This is a genomic window from Paraburkholderia tagetis (assembly GCF_022213065.1).
In the GTDB taxonomy this organism is placed as follows: domain Bacteria; phylum Pseudomonadota; class Gammaproteobacteria; order Burkholderiales; family Burkholderiaceae; genus Paraburkholderia; species Paraburkholderia tagetis.
The window spans coordinates 128,605-147,086 of record NZ_JAKLJA010000014.1; the positions used below are offsets into that span (position 1 = coordinate 128,605).

Sequence of the window (18,482 nt, forward strand, 5' to 3'; positions counted from 1 at the left end):
GCGCGGGCTCTAGTGCGCTTCGGGGGGCTGGCGGGCTCGGGCGGCTGCACTGGCCGTGCCGGCGCTATCGCTGCCAGCGGCACCATCGGCACCATCGGCACCATCGGCACCATCGGCGGGCGCGCCGTCGTGCCGCGACTCGGCCGCGGCCTTCGCCAGATCCGCCGCGCGCTGCGCCGCACCGTCCCAGCCGCCGCCCAGCGCATAGAACACCGCGACCTGATCGGCGGCCACCTCACCCGAGGCGTTGACGAATTGCTGCTCGGCCTGCGCAAGCGACTTTAGCGCGGTGAGCACATCCAGATACGGCACCGCGCCATGCCGATGCAACTGAGTCGCCTGATCGAACGCCTTGCGGCTCAGGTCGCGGGCCTGGCGCAGTTGCGCGTGCCGATCGAGCTGGCGCGCGTAGCTGTCGAGCGCGGTCCCGGTTTCCTTGAGTGCATTGAGCACCGTGTTGTCATATTGGGTTTTTGCGAGATCGGCGCTTGCACCGGCTGCGCGGATCTTCGCTTTCGCGACCGCGACGTTCGGGAAGGTCCAGTTGATGACGGGCCCGAGCGTCCACGTGCGGCCGGTGGTGCTGAACGTGTTGCTCAGGTTCGAGCCGCTGAAGCCGAACGATGCGCCCAGGCTGATGTCCGGGTACAGGTCGGCCGTCGCCACGCCGATGTTTGCGGTCGCCGTTGCCAGCGCCCGCTCGGCTTGCGCGATGTCGGGACGTCGCCGCAGTAACGCGAGGCCGTCGCCGACGGGGAGCGGCTGGGCGAGCGTCGGTGGCGCCTGGCATTGCGCGGCCTCGGGGGGATACTTGTCGGGCTGTCGGCCGAGCATGACCGCGAGCGCATAGAGTGCGGCCGTGCGTTGCGCTTCCAGCGCCGGCAGTTGCGCGCGGTTGCTTTCGAGCAGGGCTTGCGTGCGGGTCACGTCGAGCTCGCTCGTGGCGCCGTGGCGGGCGAGGCGTTGCGTGGCGTCGAGCATGTCCTGATCGACCTGCACGGTGCGCTTTGCCGCGGCAATCGCCGCATTGGCCTGGCAAGCGCCAACGTAATAGCCAACCGTGCTGGCCGCAACGCGGATTTGCGTGGCGGCGAACGCGAACTGCTGCTCCTCCACGCTCGCCGATGCGGATTCGATCGAGCGCCGCACGCGCCCGAAGAGATCGAGCTCATAAGAGGCGCCGATTGACGCATTGATGGCGTTGAACACCAGCAGGACCGGTGAGCCGTATATCCAGTTGCGCTGGCGTCCGCCGTTCAGGTCCACGTTCGTCTGGGGCAATTGCGCGGCTTTTGCCTGGTCGAGTATCGATTGCGTCGCCTCGATGCGCGTGGCGGCCGCGCGCAGATCGCGGTTCTCGCGCAGCGCCTCGGCGACGTAGCCATCGAGCACGGGGTCGCCGTAGAGCTGCCACCACGGCCCCGGCGGCGATTGCGGCGAGAACGCCTTGTCGCGCGCCGCATCGAGTGTCGCCGAGGTGGCGGCGGGAGCGTGGTAGTCGGGACCGACGGGGTGCAGCAGCGAGCAGCCGCTCGCAAGCGCGCAGGCAGCGGCGAGCGCGGCGTAACGCGGCACGAGGCGGGCGGCGCTCAAGATGCGGCTCCAGCATGCGCGGCGGAGGCGGGAATCGCGGCCGCGCCGCTTGCGACCCGAGCTGCGTCAGAGGCGCCGCCGCTTGTGCCAGGCGTGCCAAGTGTGCCGGGCGTGCCGGGCGTGCCCGGTGCAGCCACTGCGCCCGGCGCGCTCTTGCTCGTGGGAAGCTTGCCGTCCTGGCCGCGCTGCCGGTCCGGCCCGAGGACGACGACCGTGGCCGTGCGCCCGGGCACCAGCGCGTCGCTCACGTATTGAGGGTCGAGCTTCACGCGCACGGGAATGCGCTGAGCGAGCCGCACCCACGCGAAGTTGGGGCTGATGCTCGGCAACAGGTTGCGGCCGATGCTCGTATCCGAATCATTCACCGCGCTGGTGATGCTCGCGACGTGACCATAGAGCAGCTTGTCGTCGCCCATCAACTGCACCTGTGCGCGGTCGTCCACATGCACGTGCTTCAGGCGCGTTTCCTGGAAATAGCCCTCGACGCGCAGCGAATCCAGATCGACGAGCGCCATCATGCCTTGGCCCGGCGTCGCGAACGCGCCCGGCCGCAGGTCCACATACGAGACGATGCCGCTGACCGGCGCGCGCACGCTCGAGCGCTTGAGGTCGAGATTGGCCGATGCCAGCGCCGCGCGAGCCTGATCGACGGCTGCGCGCGCATTGCGCAATTCGCTGTCCGACTGGTCGATGGCCTGCTGCGCGACGAGCCCGCGCAGTCCGCGGTTGCGGCTTGCCTGTTGCTGCGCATAGACGAGCGCGGCCTGGGCGCTTTCGAGGTTCGCGCGTGCGCGCTCGACCGCGATCGTGAAGCGCTCGGTATCCACCTGGAACAGCAGGTCGCCCTTGTTCACGCGCTGGTCGGCGGCGACGTGCACGTTCGTGATGATGCCGCTCACGTCCGTGGTGACGCCAATGACGTCGGCCCGCACGTGGCCATTGCGGGTGCGAGGGTCGAGTGCGTAGTAAGTCCAGACGTACCAGATGGCACAGAGCGCGGCGATGATGGCGGCAGCCATCGCCGCAATGCGGGCGATTCGAGGAATCCAGCTCATGAAGTTCTCAAGTCGTGGTGGCCAGGCGCCATTGAGCATCTCGCAGCGCGCCGAACAAGGGGGTGAGCGTCGGCCCGCCGCACACGTACAGCAGCGCAGCGAGGATGACGAAATAGAGCGCGAGGTCGAAGACGTCGCGCAGGGCGATCAGCCGATAGAACCGCACGCGATCGAGCCCGCGCCGCACCAGGAAGAGCAGCGCGAATGCGGCGACCGCGGCGAACACCAGTGGCGGGATATAGACGCCGAACAGATTGACGTCCGCAGTCATGTTCACGATCTGGATTCCTCAACAAAGGGCCGGTCAAGGGGCGGATCAAGGGACCGGTTAAAGGGCCGGTTGAAGGCGTCGAGCGCGACGCGCATCTCGACCAGCGCGCGCAAGGCCTGCGCGTTGGCGGCAGCAGCGCAGGCGGCGTCGCTGAACGCGGCTTCGAGCGCGGAAGGGAGCGGGACGGCATCGGGGCCGTTCGTACGCACCCGGCTTGCAAGGTACTCACGCAGCGTGTGCGCGGTCGCGTTGACGATCGTGCGCCGTTCGGCCTTCGTGCCGCCCCAGCGGCGCAACATGCCGAGCCCCGCGCCGATTCGCAGGACGCGCAAGGTCTGCATGCCGGGATCATCGGGTTGCGTTTCTTGCGAGGCGGGCTTGCGTGTCTGGATGACCATGAAGCGATCGAGCGTGCGCCACGCATGGCGACGCGTATCGGCACCGTGACGATCGCCTGTTTGCGTCATGTCGCGCACGCTCGATTTCACGAGCCATCGCACCGAAGCCGCGGCGGACGGCAACGGAATCAGGATGTTGGCGATTGCCGCGACCGCGATGCCGAGATACATCGCAATCACGCTGCCGAGCAGCGTATCGAACGTGGCGCCTGCCCCGTCGGAGCCGATTCTTAGCATGGCCATGGGCAGAATCGCGAACAGCACACCGCCCAGCTTGAGGATCTGGAATCCCAGCAGAAAGAGGGCAGGCAGGAGCACGAGCGCAAGCATGAAAAACGAGTCGACGGCGGGCAGCACCACGACCACATAAAACGCGACGATCGCCATCCCGATGCCGGTGATTTTCGCGATGGCTTTCATCAACAGCAGTGGCGCACTGGTCAGTGTGGCAACGGATATGAAGATCGCGCTTAGCAGCATGCCGAATGCCATCGTCGCGTCCCAGCCCGTCGCATTCCAGAGCGCGCCGAACAAGGCCATATGGAGTCCCACGCAAAGCGCGCCGCGCAGCGCGAACGCGCGGTCGACCTGGGCGAAGGTCGAGGGCGCCATGCGTGCACCGGGCGGCACCTGAACGTGCCCGGGCGCGGGCTGTCCGATCTGCGCGAGGGCGCGATGCATGAGCCGGTAGCCCGCGTAGATGCCGCGCAGGTAGCGCCGGTAGCAGAGCCTGACCGCAGCCGCGCGGTCGCGTGGGTCGATGGCGGCGGGCGGGCGCAGGCGCTGGCGCAGCGTGGCCGAGCGGGCGTCGTCGGCGCAGCCGGCCTCGATCCATTGCGCGAGCAGTTCGCGCGTGCCGATATCGTCGGGATGCGCCGCCGTGGCGCCGAACCTGCGGTCGAAGTCGCCTATCGACGAGAGCACGGGCACGATGCGGATGCCGCGCGTCACCAGCGACAAGAGCGCGCTACCGCGCTGCCAGCCGTAGCTCGATCCTTCGTAGCCCATGCCGTCGCCAAGCGGAGTCAATTGGAGCGTCTCCTGGACGACCCGAGCAGGCAACTGATGGTCGATCGGCTGGCCGCGCAGGACGCCCACGGCGACCTGGCGCATGCCGTCGAGCCACTTGCGCGTGAGCGCGGACGCGTTCGCGAGACCGTCGCGCGGAAACAGCAGCGTGTCGACGAAGATCAGCGAGCACACGCCCACCATGACGTCCTCGATACGGTCGATCGCGCGCGTGAACGCCTCGTCGGGCGTGGCCAGGCCGGGCATGGCGACCAGCAGGCAGGTGACGCCGCTCAGCAGGAACACGTAGAAGTCGGAGCGGCGGTGCCGGTTGGCGAGATACATGCCGGCCATCAGCGCGAGCGTGAGCCCGACCATGACCGCGGTGAGCGAGGTCGCGAACAGGATCGATACGGCCACCCCGATCGCGCCGCCGATCAGGCTTCCGCTGACCATCTGCATGCCCTTCATGCGCAGCATGCCCGATTGCGACTGGGCCAGGATGTACACGCACATCATTGCCCAGTAGGGGAATTGCAGGTCCTGCCAGAACGCGATGCCCAGCGCGAGGATGGCTGCGAGGTACGTCTTGAGGGAGAAGAAAAACGGACTTGCAGTGAAGCGGCTATTCATGGACACCGGAGAGTGAATTCATGCGAAGTGTGCTGTTGTGAAACGATTTCGCAAGAACGCTTTTCGCCGTGTCTGGAACGTTCGTGAAGTGCCTGGACGCTCGCTCTATCTATGCGGATCGATTCGGGAAATTTTAAAGGAGGGCTCTTGATCTTAAAATTGACTGCCTTGGTGATTATCAAATTAGATTCAGTATTCCAAATGATTTTTGAGGTGGGCGGCTGTTTGTGCGCGGTGTGTCTTTCTCGTGTCCTGGTGACGTTCCGCTTTCACCTGTCCCGCCCGACACTGTTCCCGTGCCGGTGCCGCCAACCGATTGTCACAAGGCCGCGCAAATGCAAAACACCCCGCAGCGTAACGCGCCTGCGGGGTGTTTTTGCGTCTGCTTGCGAAGCGCTCCTCGGCGAGAGGGGGCTTAGCATGGTTGGGCGATGTCTTACCTCACCCGCATGCCCGGCTTCGCGCCGCTATGCGGCTCGAGAATATAAAGGCCCGGTTCGGCCTTCTCGTCGGCGGAGGAAGCCGCGAGCACCATGCCCTCCGAAAGCCCGAACTTCATCTTGCGCGGCGCGAGGTTCGCGACCATCACCGTGAGCTTGCCCTTGAGGTCTTCCGGCTTGTACGCGGAGCGGATGCCCGAGAACACATTGCGCGTGCGGCCTTCGCCCACGTCGAGCGTGAGTTGCAGCAGCTTGTCGGAGCCTTCCACGATGTTGCAATCGACGATCAGCGCCACGCGCAGGTCGATCTTCGCGAAGTCGTCGATGGAGATGACTTCGGGCGTTTCCGGCTCGGCCTTCTTTGCTTCCTTCGAAGCCTTCGACTTCTTGTTCGCGTCGGCAGCAGCGGCGGGCGCTTCGGTCGCCTGCAGCGAGTCGCGATTCGCGGCGAGCAGCGCTTCGATCTGCTTCGGGTCCACGCGCGTCATGAGGTGCTTGTACGCGTTGATCGGTTGTTGCGACGACAACGTCTTGCCCGCGTCGGCCCATGTGAGCGGCTCGATTGCGAGGAACTGCTCGACGCCCTCGGCGAGCGTGGGCAGCACGGGCTTGAGCGCAAGCGAAAGCAGGCGGAACGCTTCGAGACTCACGCTGCACGTCTCGTGCAGCGCCACGGCGTTGGCCAGATCCTTCGCCTGCTCCCACGGCTTGGCCGTATCGACGTAGGCGTTCACCGCATCGGCAAGCTCCATCGTGTGGCGCAGCCCGCGGCTATATTCGCGTGCTTCGTAGTTCGCGGCGATCTGCGGGATCGCGGTGCGCAACTGTTCGATGAGCGGATGGGTCATCGCGCTGTCCTGCACGCGGCCCTCGAAACGCTTGATGAGGAAGCCCGCCGCGCGGCTCGCGATGTTGATGTACTTGCCGACGAGGTCGCTGTTCACGCGCGCCTGGAAGTCTTCGAGATTCAGGTCGAGGTCTTCCATCGAGCTGTTGAGCTTGGCCGCGAAGTAGTAGCGCAGCCACTCGGGGTTCAGGCCCGTGGTGACGTAGCTCTCAGCGGTGATGAAGGTGCCGCGCGACTTCGACATCTTCGCGCCGTCCACCGTGAGGAAGCCGTGCGCGAACACGTTGGTGGGCGTGCGGTGGCCCGAGAACTGCAGCATCGCCGGCCAGAACAGCGTGTGGAAGTACAGGATGTCCTTGCCGATGAAGTGGTACTGCTCGGTGTTCGTGTCGGGCTTGACCCATGTCTCGAAGTCGAGGCCGCGCTTCTCGCACAGGTTCTTGAAGCTCGCGTAATAACCGACGGGCGCGTCGAGCCACACGTAGAAGTACTTGCCGGGTGCGCCCGGAATCTCGAAGCCGAAGTACGGTGCGTCGCGCGAGATGTCCCAGTCGGCGAGCTTCGACTCGCCTGCGTCGCCCAGCCACTCGCGCATCTTGTTGGTGGCTTCGGGTTGCGCGAGACCGGCCACCCAGCCGCGCAGGAACTGCTCGCAGCGCGGGTCGGAGAGGCGGAAGAAGTAGTGCGTCGAGGTCTTGCGAATGGGCGTGGCGCCCGAGACCACCGAGTACGGATTCTTCAGGTCGGTGGGCGCATAGGTCGAGCCGCACACTTCGCAGCTGTCGCCGTACTGGTCCTTCGCGCCGCATTTCGGACACTCGCCCTTGATGAAGCGGTCCGGCAGGAACATGTTCTTGACCGGGTCGTAGGCCTGCTCGATGTCGCGCGTCTCGATGAGGTCCGCTTCCTTGAGCGCCAGGTACACCGATTCCGAAAGCACGCGGTTCTCGTCGGAGTCCGTCGAGTAGTAGTTGTCGAACGAGACGCCGAAGCTGTCGAAGTCGCGCTTGTGCTCTTGCCAGACGCGCGCGATCAACTGCTGCGGCGTGAGGCCTTCCTTCTCGGCGCGCAGCATGACCGGCGTGCCGTGAGTGTCGTCGGCACCGACGTAATAGACCTCGTGGCCATGCATTCGCAGCGCGCGAACCCAGATGTCCGTCTGGATGTACTCGACCAGATGGCCGATGTGGATCTGCCCGTTGGCATAGGGCAAAGCAGACGTGACGAGAATCTGGCGGCGGCCGCTTGGGGTAGCGTGCGCGCCGGCTGCAACGAGGTCGGTGGCGGGTGCGGACATAGGAGAGGGGGTTCCGGTGTTGCGGGAGGTCGAAACGGCGATTTTAGCAGGGTGGGCGGGCGACGCGTTTGCGCGCCTGGCGCAGTGCAATCGCGTGTGGCGGCGCGTGAGCGGGGCACGCGGGCAGGGAGCGGCCAGGTTGCCGGCGATTCCAGGCGCATTAACGAAGCATTGCGCAACGCCTTCGCGTGGTGCATCTGCAAAAACGCGGTAAAAAACGCGGCCAAAAAAAACCGGGGCAGGATGGCCCCGGAGCAACAACGACAAGAGGAGAATGGTGACGCGGCGGCATGACCGCACACGTACCGTAAAGAAAGACAGTGGAGTTGAACGAGAGTTCGAAAATTTTTTCGATTCGCTGACTTGGCCCGCTGGCTTGGCTTCGGAGCTGCCGATGGGCTGGTTTTGTGCGGGTCGACGCGGCCAGGATGGGGCTTATGCCGATCCAAAAACGGCTGGCCCAAAATGCAAAACGGGACGGCTTTGCAGCCGTCCCGCTCATCCTGTTGCCGTTTTTGCGGCGTGTGCCGCAAGGTGTGCGTGACCTGTACGACACGGCAACCTGCGGCACCGCCAGGAGCGTTTAGCCCCCTTGGTGCTGCGCCGTCGCGCGCAGATAGATTTCCACGCGGCGGTTCGCGGCGCGGCCGGCTTCGGTGCTGTTGTCGGCGACCGGCTGGGAGGAGCCGCGGCCATCGGCCGCCATGCGCTGCATGGCTACGCCGCGCGAGCCGAGGTAGTTCACGACGCTCTGCGCGCGGTTGACCGACAGCGTCTGGTTGTACGCCGGCTGGCCCGTGTTATCCGTATGGCCCACGACTTGCGCGACCACTTCCGGGTTCTGCTGCAACGTTTGCGCGACCTGGTCGAGCACCGGTGCAAACGACGGCTTGATCGCGTAGCTGTTGGTGTCGAACGTCACGTTGCTCGGAATGTTGAGCTTGAGCGAGCCGTCCGGCTGCTCGGTGATCTGCGTGCCAGTGCCCTTGGTCGCGCCCGTGAGCTTGTTGTGGATGGCGGTCCAGTTGTAGCCCGTGATGCCGCCGACCAGCGCGCCCGCGCCTGCGCCGATCGCCGCGCCCTTGCCGCCGCCGAAGATCGCGCCGATCGCTGCGCCCGTGCCGGCGCCGACGCCGGTGCCGACGGCGGTGTTGGTGCCCTGCTGGGTCGCGCAGCCGGCGACGAGCGCACCGGCGACGGCGAAGACGGACAGACGGGTCAAGATTCTTGTGTTCATTTTTCAATCCTCTCTTGGGTGAACATGACGGCTGCTTGCGCCGCTTCCGCTCCCGACTGTGCTCAGGGTCTTCGGACGGCGTGCGGCTGCAACTACTACAATGACGGCTTGGGAGCTTGCGTGAATCGTTTGGCAACTTGCAGGTCATCGCTCGACGACGACTTGACAAGTGCTCCTTTGGTGCCAAAAGGGCCGTTGCCGCGAAGCGTGCCTTGCCGCGGGCATTTGCGCAATCCAGCTTAACAATTTCTTGCGATTTCCGGCGCTGACGTGACCCCATCGTGGCATTCCGGGTCACGCGGACGCCGGTGCATTCTTGGAGACGGAGTTTCAATGAGCATTGATCGGGCATTGGTCGACGCCGCGCTGGCGGCCCTCGTGGATCCGAATACGGGCCGGCCGTACGCAGCGGCAAAAGGTGTGCGCAACGTTACGATCGAAGGCGACGCGGTGGGCGTCGAGATCGTGCTCGGCTATCCGGCGAAGAGCCAGTACGACGCGGTTCGCGCGCACGTCGAAGGCGCGCTCGCCGCGGTGCCCGGCGTCAAGTCGAGCCGGGTCGCGGTGCGCCATGAAGTTGCCGCGCACACCGTGCAGCGCGGCGTGAAGCTGTTGCCGAACGTGAAGAATATCGTTGCCGTGGCCTCGGGCAAGGGCGGCGTGGGCAAGAGCACGACTGCCGTGAACCTCGCGCTCGCGCTGGCGGCCGAAGGCGCCTCGGTCGGCGTGCTCGACGCGGACATCTATGGCCCGTCGCTGCCGATGATGCTTGGGATCGAGGGCCGCCCGCAATCGCCGGACGGCCAGTCGATGGACCCGCTCGAAGGGCATGGCGTGCAGGCCAACTCGATCGGCTTCCTGATCGAGCAGGACAACCCGATGGTCTGGCGCGGCCCGATGGCTACGTCAGCGCTCGAGCAGTTGCTGCGCCAGACCAACTGGCGCGAGCTTGACTACCTCGTGGTGGACATGCCGCCGGGCACGGGCGACATCCAGCTCACGCTCTCGCAGAAGGTGCCGGTCACCGGCGCCGTGATCGTGACGACGCCGCAGGATATCGCGCTGCTCGACGCGAAGAAGGGTCTCAAGATGTTCGAGAAGGTGGGTATTCCCATCCTCGGCATCGTCGAGAACATGGCCGTTCATGTCTGCTCGAACTGCGGTCACGCCGAGCACATCTTCGGCGCGGGCGGCGGCGAGCGCATGGCCAGGGAGTACGGCGTGGAGGTGCTCGGCAGCCTGCCGCTCGACATCGGAATTCGCGAGCAGGCCGACTCGGGCCATCCGACCGTAGTGGCCGATCCGGATGGCGCCGTGGCGGCGACGTATAAGGCGATTGCCCGCCGCATCGCGGTCCAGATCGCGGAGCGCGCGCGCGACATGAGCTCGAAGTTCCCGACCATCGTCGTGCAGAACACCTGAGCGGCGCTTTTGGCGTGGCTCAAGCAGGCAAACTGTCCCCGTTTGAGCCGCGGCTGCGCGGCGCACCAGCCGCATGCCTCGTTCAGCCTTGCTGCACAAGGCTTGCGGCGTGCGAGGCGGCGCTCACGCCGGGCGCGCGCGAGGCCATCCGCGCGGTATCATGTGACATTCAAGGGTCCGGATCGGCGGCCGCAGGGGCGGCCGCACGCGGACATGAGGATTGCATGGGCAAAGGAATCGACAGGGCAGACCACAGACTCACGGGCCGCGCAGCCGTGCTGGCCTTGGTCGCCTGCATGCTGCTGGCCGGCTGTACGAGCTTCATGGGCCGGCAGGACAAGCGCGCGCTCGCGCAGGCTCTGCCTACTGTCGGCAACCAGGTGCGGGGCACCGTCTCGTTTGTCGAGCGCTCGGACGGCGTGCAGGTGAGCTACAACCTCATGGGCCTGTCGCCGGACAGCGACCATGCGGTGCAGGTCCACGATCGCGGCGACTGCAACGCCGCCGACGCCTCGAGCGCCGGCGCCGTCTTCGCGCCCGCGGCCGATCGCCTCAAACCGGGTGTGCGCGTGGAGGGCGACCTCGGCAATATCCATGCGGATTCCAACGGCGTCGCCATTGGCTTCATCGTGGCGCCGGACGTCTCGCTCGACGGCGTGCGCTCGGTGCTGCAACGCTCGGTGCTCGTGCATCGCGACCCCATCGACCCCTACGCGTATCCCGCGCGCGGCACTGGCCCGGCGCTCGCCTGCGGCGTGATCAAGGCGCAGTGACGCTCGTGGTGACACGGTAGCGGTGCACTTCCAGGCACGCCGATCCACATCGCGTAAAATAGGCGCCTTTCGTATGGCGGCAGCCCGCCCCAAGGCGGGACGGCAGGGTGCGCGAGGCGCGTCCGTGGGCCGTCTGCGGGCCATCCGTGGGCCGTTTGCGGCTCTATCCCGCAATATCTTTTTTTCGTTCCCCGTTTTTACTGGACCGTAGCGCAACATGGCAATCAAATCCGACAAGTGGATCCGGCGCATGGCCGAAGAGCAGAACATGATCGAGCCGTTCGTGCGCGACCAGGTCCGCATGTCCGAAGACGGCCGCAAGATCGTGAGCTACGGCACCTCGAGCTACGGCTACGACATTCGCTGCGCCGACGAATTCAAGATCTTCACGAACATCAATTCGACGATCGTCGACCCGAAGAACTTCGACGAAAAATCGTTCGTGGACTTCAAGGGCGACGTCTGCATCATCCCGCCGAATTCGTTCGCGCTCGCGCGCACGGTCGAGTACTTCCGCATTCCGCGCAATGTCCTGACCGTGTGTCTGGGCAAGTCCACCTATGCGCGCTGCGGGATCATCGTGAACGTCACGCCGTTCGAACCCGAGTGGGAAGGCTATGTGACGCTCGAGTTCTCGAATACGACACCTTTGCCTGCCAAAATCTACGCGAACGAAGGTGTGGCCCAAGTGCTCTTCTTCGAGAGCGACGAGGTCTGCGAAGTGTCTTACGCGGATCGCGGCGGCAAGTATCAAGGCCAGCACGGCGTCACGCTGCCCAAGACCTGACGTTCGAGCGCACACAACCCACTGGACATACGCTATACGGGGACCGCTGCGCGTTACATGCAGCGGTCGTTTCTTTTGGAGAATTCGCCCATGAAGTTTCGTTTTCCCGTCGTCATCATTGACGAAGACTTTCGCTCCGAGAACATCTCGGGTTCCGGCATCCGGGCACTCGCCGAAGCCATCGAGAAAGAGGGCGCGGAAGTCCTCGGGCTGACGAGCTACGGCGACCTCACGTCGTTCGCGCAGCAATCGAGCCGCGCGGCCTGCTTCATCCTCTCGATCGACGACGACGAGCTGTTGCCCTACGTGGAAAGCAACGGCGACGGCGAAGCGCCCGAGCACGCACCCGCGATCATCGCGCTGCGCGCGTTCGTGGAAGCGGTGCGCAAGCGCAACGCGGACATCCCCATCTTCCTGTACGGCGAGACGCGCACCTCGCGCCACCTGCCCAACGACGTCCTGCGCGAACTGCATGGCTTCATCCACATGTTCGAGGACACGCCGGAGTTCGTCGCGCGCCACATCATCCGCGAGGCGCGGGTGTATCTGGACGCGCTCGCGCCGCCGTTCTTCAAGGAGCTGGTGAAGTACGCCGACGAAGGCTCGTACTCGTGGCACTGCCCGGGCCACTCGGGCGGCGTCGCGTTCCTGAAGAACCCGCTCGGCCAGATGTTCCACCAGTTCTTCGGCGAGAACATGCTGCGCGCGGACGTCTGCAACGCCGTCGACGAGCTCGGCCAGCTGCTCGACCACACGGGTCCCGTGGCGGCATCGGAGCGCAACGCGGCACGCATCTTCAGCGCCGACCACGTGTTCTTCGTCACCAACGGCACCTCGACCTCGAACAAGATCGTCTGGCACGCCACCGTGGCGCCGGGCGACATCGTTCTCGTGGACCGCAACTGCCACAAGTCGATCCTGCATGCGATCACGATGACGGGCGCGATCCCCGTGTTCCTCACCCCCACGCGCAACAACTTCGGCATCATCGGCCCGATTCCGCGCGACGAGTTCAAGCCCGAGAACATCCGCAAGAAGATCGAGGCGAATCCGTTCGCGCGCGAGGCGCTCGCGAAGAACCCGAAGGCGAAGCCGCGCATCCTCACGATCACGCAGAGCACCTATGACGGCGTGGTCTACAACGTCGAGATGATCAAGGACCTGCTCGGCGACATGCTCGATACGCTGCACTTCGACGAAGCCTGGCTGCCGCACGCCGAGTTCCATTCGTTCTACCAGGACATGCACGCGATTGGCGCGGGCCGTCCGCGCACCAAGGCACTGGTGTTCGCGACGCACTCGACGCACAAGCTGCTCGCCGGTATTTCGCAGGCATCGCAGATCGTCGTGCAGGACTCGGAGGACAGCGTGTTCGACCGTCACCGCTTCAACGAAGCCTATCTGATGCACACGTCCACGAGCCCGCAGTACGCGATCATCGCGTCGTGCGACGTGGCCGCCGCGATGATGGAAGCGCCGGGCGGCCCGGCGCTGGTGGAAGAGTCGATTGCCGAGGCGCTCGACTTCCGCCGCGCCATGCGCAAGGTGGACGCCGAATACGGCGACGACTGGTTCTTCAAGGTCTGGGGCCCGGACGATCTGGCCGAGGAAGGCATCGGCTCGCGCGACGACTGGATGCTGCGTCCGAACGATCGCTGGCACGGCTTCGGCGCGCTCGCCGAAAACTTCAACATGCTCGACCCGATCAAGGCGACCATCGTCACGCCGGGTCTGGACGTGGAAGGCGACTTCGGCGAGACCGGCATTCCGGCGGCCATCGTCACGAAGTACCTGGCCGAGCACGGCATCATCGTGGAGAAGACGGGCCTGTACTCGTTCTTCATCATGTTCACGATCGGCATCACCAAGGGCCGCTGGAACTCGATGGTCACGGAGCTCCAGCAGTTCAAGGACGACTACGACAACAACCAGCCGCTCTGGCGCGTGCTGCCCGAATTCGTCGCGCAGCATCCGATGTACGAGCGCGTGGGCCTGCGCGACCTGTGCCAGCAGATCCACAGCGTCTATCGCGCCAACGACATCGCGCGCCTCACGACCGAGATGTACCTCTCGGACATGGAGCCGGCGATGAAGCCGTCCGATGCGTTCGCGAAGCTCGCGCACCGCGAGATCGACCGCGTGGCCATCGACGAACTCGAAGGCCGCGTCACGTCGATCCTGCTCACGCCGTATCCGCCGGGCATTCCGCTCTTGATTCCGGGCGAGCGCTTCAACAAGACGATCGTGAACTACCTGAAGTTCGCGCGCGAATTCAACGAGCGCTTCCCGGGCTTTCACACCGACATCCACGGACTCGTGGGCGAGACCATCAACGGCCGCATCGAGTACTTCGTGGATTGCGTGCGCGCTTGAGGGCGGGCGGCATGACGGTGCGGATTCTGCGTTCTTTCGTGACGGCGCTGGCAACGGCGGCGACTCTTGGGATGGCGTTGGCGGCGACCCTTGGTATGGCGCCGGCGGCGCATGCCGAGGTGGCGGCCGCCGACCCGATCGACGCGGGCATGCGCACGTGTCTCGCGCGCGCCGACCGCTCCTCGACGGCGGGCCAGATCCAGTGCATGGACGAGGCGCGCACCGCGTGGCGTGGTGCCGCCGACGCGGCGCTCACGCAATTGATCGCGAAGCTGCCGCCCGCGCAGCAAAAGCGCTGGCGCCTGAGCCAGACAAAATGGGCGGCGTGGCGCGATGCCGAGGACACGATGCTCGGCGCGGCCTTTGCGACCACGAGTGGCTCGACCTATCAGCTCTATGAAGCGGACATGCGCCTGCAGCCGGTGCGCGAGCGTGCGCTTGCGCTGCGCGGCCAGGTCGGGGCGGCCGCCGACGACGCGCCGCCGCGCGTGCGCGCCTGTAGCGCCGATGCGCGCTGCGAGCACGTGAGCTACGACTTGAATCGCTATTACCGCAGGCTGTATGCGCGCATGCCGGCGCATACGCGGCCCGCGCTCTCGCGCGCGCAAAGCGCGTGGCGCGCGTATCGCGACGCGACCACGCCGCTCATCGACGAGCGCACGCGCCTCGACCTGCTCGGGGCACGGCTCGCGACGCTCAAGCGTTTGTCGGAGACGGTCAATAACCGGTGATCATTCGCGCTGCCGCATGATCGGAAAGCAGGCGCTCGGGCACACGCCCGAGCGCCTGTTTCTTTTCAGTCGAAGATGAACTGCTCCGGCTCGCGCGCCGCAGGCGTGGTGGGGTCGCCCAGCAGGTCGTGCAGCGCGGCCTCGATGCTCTCCGACATCGCGTTGAGCGCGAGGTCGTTTTCATCGGTGCCGAACGGGTCTTCGAGCTGCGAGGCGATGGCTTCGTGCGCCATGAACGCGTAGGCCACGAACACCGCGAAGATCGGCGTGAGCGCGCCGATGCTGTCGACGAGGCCGAACGGCAAGAGCGCGCAGAAGAAGTACACGGTGCGGTGAATCATCACCGTGTAGGCGAACGGCAGCGGCGTGGAGACGATGCGCTCGCAGCCGCCGATCACATCCGAGAGTCCGTTGAAATTGCGCTCGAAGGCGAGCACCGCGTAGCCGTCGACGTGGCCCGCGCGCACTTCGTTGCGCAGCCATTCGGAGGCGCATTGCAGCAGCGTCATGGGGCGGTAGCGCGAGGCCATCGCACGCTCCACGACATCGCGCGGCAGGCGCGCTTCGAGGTCCGCGCGCGGGTCGGTGTGGCGCAACTGGTGGCGCAGCGCGTGCGGCAGCGCGCAGAGCAGTTCGGCGAACGGACGCACGTGTGCCCGTGGATCGTCGCTTTGTACGAGCGTGAGCGACTCGCGCACGAGGGAGCGCGTCTCGTTGAGCATTTGCCCCCATAGCTTGCGGCCTTCCCAGTAGCGGTCGTAGCTCGCGCTGTTGCGAAAGCCGAGAAACACCGCGAGCGCGATGCCGATGAGCGAGAACGGCACGGTGCTCATGTTGACCGTGAGCTTGAGGATGTGGTCGTGCGCGGCGACCGCGACGATCGAAATGGCCAGCACGAGCATGAGGCGCGACAGGAGCTGCGGCAGCACGGAGCCGTGCCACGCGAGCAGCATGCGGAACCAGTGGAGGCGTGGGCGGACGATCATCGGGGTAGGCGAGTCGTGGATGGGCGGGCAAAACCAGTCTCAAGCGCCATGATAGGCGTGGGGTGCGAAAACCGGGCGTACACTTCGACCGATTTGCATTGTGCACAGTGCGCGAGCTTGGGACGCATGCGCACGCATGCATGTGAACGAGCAAATAAAAAACGGGCGCGCGGCGGTGTTCGCCGCGCGCCCGTTTGCCCGGCGCTTCATGGCTGGGCGATGGCTCGTGACGAGCCCGCCGTGCTTACTTGAGCGCCGCGCGCGCCGCCGCGATGGCCGCGCGCACCTGCTCCGGCGCGGTGCCGCCCGCATGGTTGCGCGCCGAGACCGAGCCTTCGAGCGTCAGCACTTCGAACACGTCCTCGGCCAGCAGATGCGAAACGGCCGGCAGCTCGCGGCGCATCTCGTCGAGCGTGAGGTCCGCGAGATCGCAATTGCGGTCCACGCAGATGCGCACCGCGTGCGCCACGGCTTCGTGCGCGTCGCGGAACGGCAGGCCCTTTTTCACGAGGTAGTCGGCGAGGTCGGTGGCCGTCGAGAAGCCTTGCAGCGCGGCCGCGCGCATCGCCTGTTCCTTCACCGTGATGCCCGCGACCATCTCCGCGAAGATGCGCAGCGTGTCGGCAACCGTATCGACGGTGTCGAACAGCGGCTCCTTGTCTTCCTGGTTGTCCTTGTTGTACGCGAGCGGCTGGCCCTTCATCAGCGTGAGGAGCGCCATCAGATGGCCGTTCACGCGGCCGGTCTTGCCGCGCGCGAGCTCGGGCACGTCCGGGTTCTTCTTCTGCGGCATGATCGACGAGCCCGTGCAGAAGCGGTCGGCCAGATCGATGAAGCCCACGCGCGGGCTCATCCACAGCACCAACTCTTCCGAGAAGCGCGAGACGTGCGTCATCACGAGCGCGGAGGCCGCCGTGAATTCGATCGCGAAGTCGCGGTCGGAGACGGCGTCGAGCGAGTTCGCGCAGATGCCGTCGAAGCCCAGCGTCTTCGCCACGGCGAAGCGGTCTACGGAAAAGCTCGTACCCGCGAGCGCCGCCGCGCCCAGCGGCAGGCGGTTCACGCGCTTGCGGCAGTCGGCCATGCGCTCGGCGTCGCGCGAGAACATTTCCACGTAAGCGAGCAGGTGGTGACCGAAGGTGACTGGCTGCGCGACTTGCAGGTGCGTGAAGCCGGGCATGATCGTGCCCGAGTGTTGCTCGGCCAGATCGAGCAGCGCGCCGCGCAGGTCGCCGAGCAGGCCGCCGATGCGGTCGATCTCGCCGCGCAGCCACAGGCGGATGTCGGTCGCGACCTGGTCGTTGCGCGAGCGGCCCGTGTGCAGGCGCTTGCCCGCGTCGCCGATCAGGGCGGTCAGGCGCGCCTCGATGTTCAGGTGCACGTCTTCGAGATCGAGCAGCCACTCGAATTCGCCGCGCTCGATCTCGCCCTTGATTTTCGCCATGCCGCCCTGGATGGCGGCGAGGTCGTCGGCGGAGATGATCTTCTGCGCAGCCAGCATCGACGCGTGCGCGAGCGAGCCCTCGATATCGACGAGCGCGAGGCGCTTGTCGAAGAAGACCGACGACGTATAGCGTTTGACCAGCTCCGACATGGGCTCGGAGAAGCGAGCCGACCAGGCTTCGCCTTTTTTGTGCAGTTGGGACGTCATGGTGATGGGCGTGAACGAGCGATGATGAGCGTGAAAAAGCGCGGGCCGCGCGGCCTCGCGAGAATGCGGCGCACGGCGGGAAGAAGCCGATTTTACCATCGGCGGAGTGGGGCGCCGGTGCTGGCGCCGCAGCGCTCAGAGCCGCACCAGCACGACCAGCTTCAGATCTTCGCGGTGCGCGGGCTTGAGTGTGATCTGGTCATAGGCGACGTGGCCGTGGCGCGGGTGATTGAACTCGCGCCGGCCGCCTTCGCGCTCGAACACGTCCTGCGAGCCCCAGAAGCGCGCGAACTCGTCGCTCGCAGCAAGAAGCGAATCGATCAGCGCGCGCGTGGGCGCGTCGTTCAGGTGGCGGATCGAATCGGCGCGGAATTCGGCGGCGAGGCGCCGCGCGCGCGTCTCCCAGCCGACGATCAACTCGCGCCCGAGCGGCTGGGTGAAGGTGAAGCGCAGCAGGTTGCGGTCGTGATCCGCGTCGAGCCAGCCCGTGAACAGGTCCGCCGCATGGGCGTTCCAGGCGAGCGCGGTCCACTGGCGGTCGAGCACGTAGGCGGGGGCGTCCACGAGTTGCACGGTTTGCAGGAGTGTGGCGGGCGCGTCCGCGGCGCTGGCCGGATCGGGTTCGGCGGGATCGCGCTGGGCGGCCAGTTCGAACAGATAGGCGCGCTCGGCGCGCGAGAGGCGCAGCGCGACGGCGATGCGCGCGAGCGCGTCCGCCGAAGCCGAGACGGGCCGGCCCTGCTCGATCCACGTGTACCAGGTGGGGCTCACGGCGCACAACTGAGCGACTTCCTCGCGGCGCAGGCCGGGCGTGCGGCGGCGCGGGCCGGGCGGCAAGCCGACCTCCTGTGGCGAGAGCCGCTCGCGATGGGCGCGGATGAATTCGCCCAGCGCGCGGGCGGGCGTCGCTTCGAGCGTTTTGGAGGCGCCGGATCCGGCGGCCGGCGTTCCTGCGGCGGGGGTGTCGAGGCTCATATTGC

General features: G+C 66.1%; 15 protein-coding genes. 6 read left to right on the forward strand and 9 right to left on the reverse strand.

Annotated elements, in window-relative coordinates:
* Positions 1 to 9 precede the first annotated feature (9 nt).
* From L5014_RS18515 to metG, 5 genes are all read right to left on the reverse strand, one after another.
* A complete protein-coding gene (locus L5014_RS18515; RefSeq protein ID WP_238465185.1) occupies positions 10 to 1,593 on the reverse strand; it encodes an efflux transporter outer membrane subunit in 1,584 nt (527 codons plus the stop codon).
* Positions 1,590 to 2,648 (reverse strand): efflux RND transporter periplasmic adaptor subunit, encoded by a 1,059-nt coding sequence (locus L5014_RS18520; RefSeq protein ID WP_238465186.1) that lies wholly within the window; start codon positions 2,646 to 2,648, stop codon positions 1,590 to 1,592. The genes L5014_RS18515 and L5014_RS18520 overlap by 4 nt, the downstream gene beginning before the upstream one ends.
* 7 nt (positions 2,649 to 2,655) lie before the next feature.
* The gene (locus L5014_RS18525; protein WP_238465222.1) at positions 2,656 to 2,919 is read right to left on the reverse strand and encodes a DUF1656 domain-containing protein; all 264 of its coding nucleotides are present in this window, start codon (positions 2,917 to 2,919) and stop codon (positions 2,656 to 2,658) included.
* Positions 2,920 to 2,921: 2 nt separating this feature from the next.
* Positions 2,922 to 4,958, reverse strand: a complete 2,037-nt coding sequence (locus L5014_RS18530; protein WP_238465187.1) for an FUSC family protein — start codon at positions 4,956 to 4,958, stop codon at positions 2,922 to 2,924.
* 436 nt (positions 4,959 to 5,394) lie between these two features.
* Positions 5,395 to 7,542 carry a methionine--tRNA ligase gene (gene metG, locus L5014_RS18535; RefSeq protein WP_238465188.1) on the reverse strand — a complete coding sequence of 716 codons (2,148 nt, stop codon included), beginning with the start codon at positions 7,540 to 7,542 and terminating at the stop codon, positions 5,395 to 5,397.
* A gap of 437 nt (positions 7,543 to 7,979) precedes the next feature.
* On the opposite strand from metG, the gene L5014_RS18540 reads away from it, so the two are divergent.
* Positions 7,980 to 8,129, forward strand: a complete 150-nt coding sequence (locus L5014_RS18540) for a hypothetical protein (RefSeq protein WP_238465189.1) — start codon at positions 7,980 to 7,982, stop codon at positions 8,127 to 8,129.
* Here the strand turns inward: L5014_RS18540 and L5014_RS18545 are convergent.
* Positions 8,126 to 8,779, reverse strand: coding sequence for a YiaD family glycine zipper/OmpA-like lipoprotein (locus tag L5014_RS18545; protein WP_238465190.1), 654 nt, complete (start codon positions 8,777 to 8,779; stop codon positions 8,126 to 8,128). The genes L5014_RS18540 and L5014_RS18545 overlap by 4 nt on opposite strands.
* Positions 8,780 to 9,112: 333 nt before the next feature.
* Here L5014_RS18545 and apbC point away from each other — a divergent pair, with 333 nt between their 5' ends.
* From apbC to L5014_RS18570, 5 genes are all read left to right on the forward strand, one after another.
* A complete protein-coding gene (gene apbC / locus L5014_RS18550) occupies positions 9,113 to 10,201 on the forward strand; it encodes an iron-sulfur cluster carrier protein ApbC (RefSeq protein WP_238465191.1) in 1,089 nt (362 codons plus the stop codon).
* Between the two features lie 224 nt (positions 10,202 to 10,425).
* Positions 10,426 to 10,974: a superoxide dismutase family protein gene (locus tag L5014_RS18555; RefSeq protein WP_274389415.1), complete on the forward strand. Its 549-nt coding sequence runs from the start codon at positions 10,426 to 10,428 to the stop codon at positions 10,972 to 10,974.
* A 217-nt stretch (positions 10,975 to 11,191) separates the two neighbouring features.
* A complete protein-coding gene (gene dcd, locus L5014_RS18560) occupies positions 11,192 to 11,761 on the forward strand; it encodes a dCTP deaminase (protein ID WP_238465192.1) in 570 nt (189 codons plus the stop codon).
* A 90-nt stretch (positions 11,762 to 11,851) separates the two neighbouring features.
* Positions 11,852 to 14,134 (forward strand): arginine/lysine/ornithine decarboxylase, encoded by a 2,283-nt coding sequence (locus L5014_RS18565; protein WP_238465193.1) that lies wholly within the window; start codon positions 11,852 to 11,854, stop codon positions 14,132 to 14,134.
* A gap of 11 nt (positions 14,135 to 14,145) precedes the next feature.
* Positions 14,146 to 14,865 (forward strand): lysozyme inhibitor LprI family protein, encoded by a 720-nt coding sequence (locus L5014_RS18570; RefSeq protein ID WP_420800093.1) that lies wholly within the window; start codon positions 14,146 to 14,148, stop codon positions 14,863 to 14,865.
* 65 nt (positions 14,866 to 14,930) lie between these two features.
* Here the strand turns inward: L5014_RS18570 and L5014_RS18575 are convergent, their stop codons facing one another.
* The 3 genes from L5014_RS18575 to L5014_RS18585 all read right to left on the reverse strand — a co-directional run bounded on the left by L5014_RS18575 (position 14,931) and on the right by L5014_RS18585 (position 18,477).
* Positions 14,931 to 15,851 (reverse strand): bestrophin family protein, encoded by a 921-nt coding sequence (locus L5014_RS18575; protein WP_238465194.1) that lies wholly within the window; start codon positions 15,849 to 15,851, stop codon positions 14,931 to 14,933.
* 244 nt (positions 15,852 to 16,095) lie between these two features.
* Positions 16,096 to 17,502: an argininosuccinate lyase gene (gene argH, locus L5014_RS18580; protein ID WP_238465195.1), complete on the reverse strand. Its 1,407-nt coding sequence runs from the start codon at positions 17,500 to 17,502 to the stop codon at positions 16,096 to 16,098.
* A gap of 135 nt (positions 17,503 to 17,637) precedes the next feature.
* Positions 17,638 to 18,477, reverse strand: coding sequence for a helix-turn-helix transcriptional regulator (locus L5014_RS18585; protein WP_238465196.1), 840 nt, complete (start codon positions 18,475 to 18,477; stop codon positions 17,638 to 17,640).
* Positions 18,478 to 18,482: the final 5 nt, after the last annotated feature.

Bases quoted from the DNA above. Each gene is read 5' to 3' on its own strand.
- L5014_RS18520 (WP_238465186.1), bottom strand. From the start codon at position 2,648: ATGAGCTGGATTCCTCGAATCGCCCGCATTGCGGCGATGGCTGCCGCC.
- L5014_RS18525 (WP_238465222.1), bottom strand. From the start codon at position 2,919: ATGACTGCGGACGTCAATCTGTTCGGCGTCTATATCCCGCCACTGGTG.
- L5014_RS18530 (WP_238465187.1), bottom strand. From the start codon at position 4,958: ATGAATAGCCGCTTCACTGCAAGTCCGTTTTTCTTCTCCCTCAAGACG.
- metG (WP_238465188.1), bottom strand. From the start codon at position 7,542: ATGTCCGCACCCGCCACCGACCTCGTTGCAGCCGGCGCGCACGCTACC.
- L5014_RS18540 (WP_238465189.1), top strand. From the start codon at position 7,980: ATGCCGATCCAAAAACGGCTGGCCCAAAATGCAAAACGGGACGGCTTT.
- L5014_RS18545 (WP_238465190.1), bottom strand. From the start codon at position 8,779: ATGAACACAAGAATCTTGACCCGTCTGTCCGTCTTCGCCGTCGCCGGT.
- apbC (WP_238465191.1), top strand. From the start codon at position 9,113: ATGAGCATTGATCGGGCATTGGTCGACGCCGCGCTGGCGGCCCTCGTG.
- L5014_RS18555 (WP_274389415.1), top strand. From the start codon at position 10,426: ATGGGCAAAGGAATCGACAGGGCAGACCACAGACTCACGGGCCGCGCA.
- dcd (WP_238465192.1), top strand. From the start codon at position 11,192: ATGGCAATCAAATCCGACAAGTGGATCCGGCGCATGGCCGAAGAGCAG.
- L5014_RS18565 (WP_238465193.1), top strand. From the start codon at position 11,852: ATGAAGTTTCGTTTTCCCGTCGTCATCATTGACGAAGACTTTCGCTCC.
- L5014_RS18570 (WP_420800093.1), top strand. From the start codon at position 14,146: ATGACGGTGCGGATTCTGCGTTCTTTCGTGACGGCGCTGGCAACGGCG.
- L5014_RS18575 (WP_238465194.1), bottom strand. From the start codon at position 15,851: ATGATCGTCCGCCCACGCCTCCACTGGTTCCGCATGCTGCTCGCGTGG.
- argH (WP_238465195.1), bottom strand. From the start codon at position 17,502: ATGACGTCCCAACTGCACAAAAAAGGCGAAGCCTGGTCGGCTCGCTTC.
- L5014_RS18585 (WP_238465196.1), bottom strand. From the start codon at position 18,477: ATGAGCCTCGACACCCCCGCCGCAGGAACGCCGGCCGCCGGATCCGGC.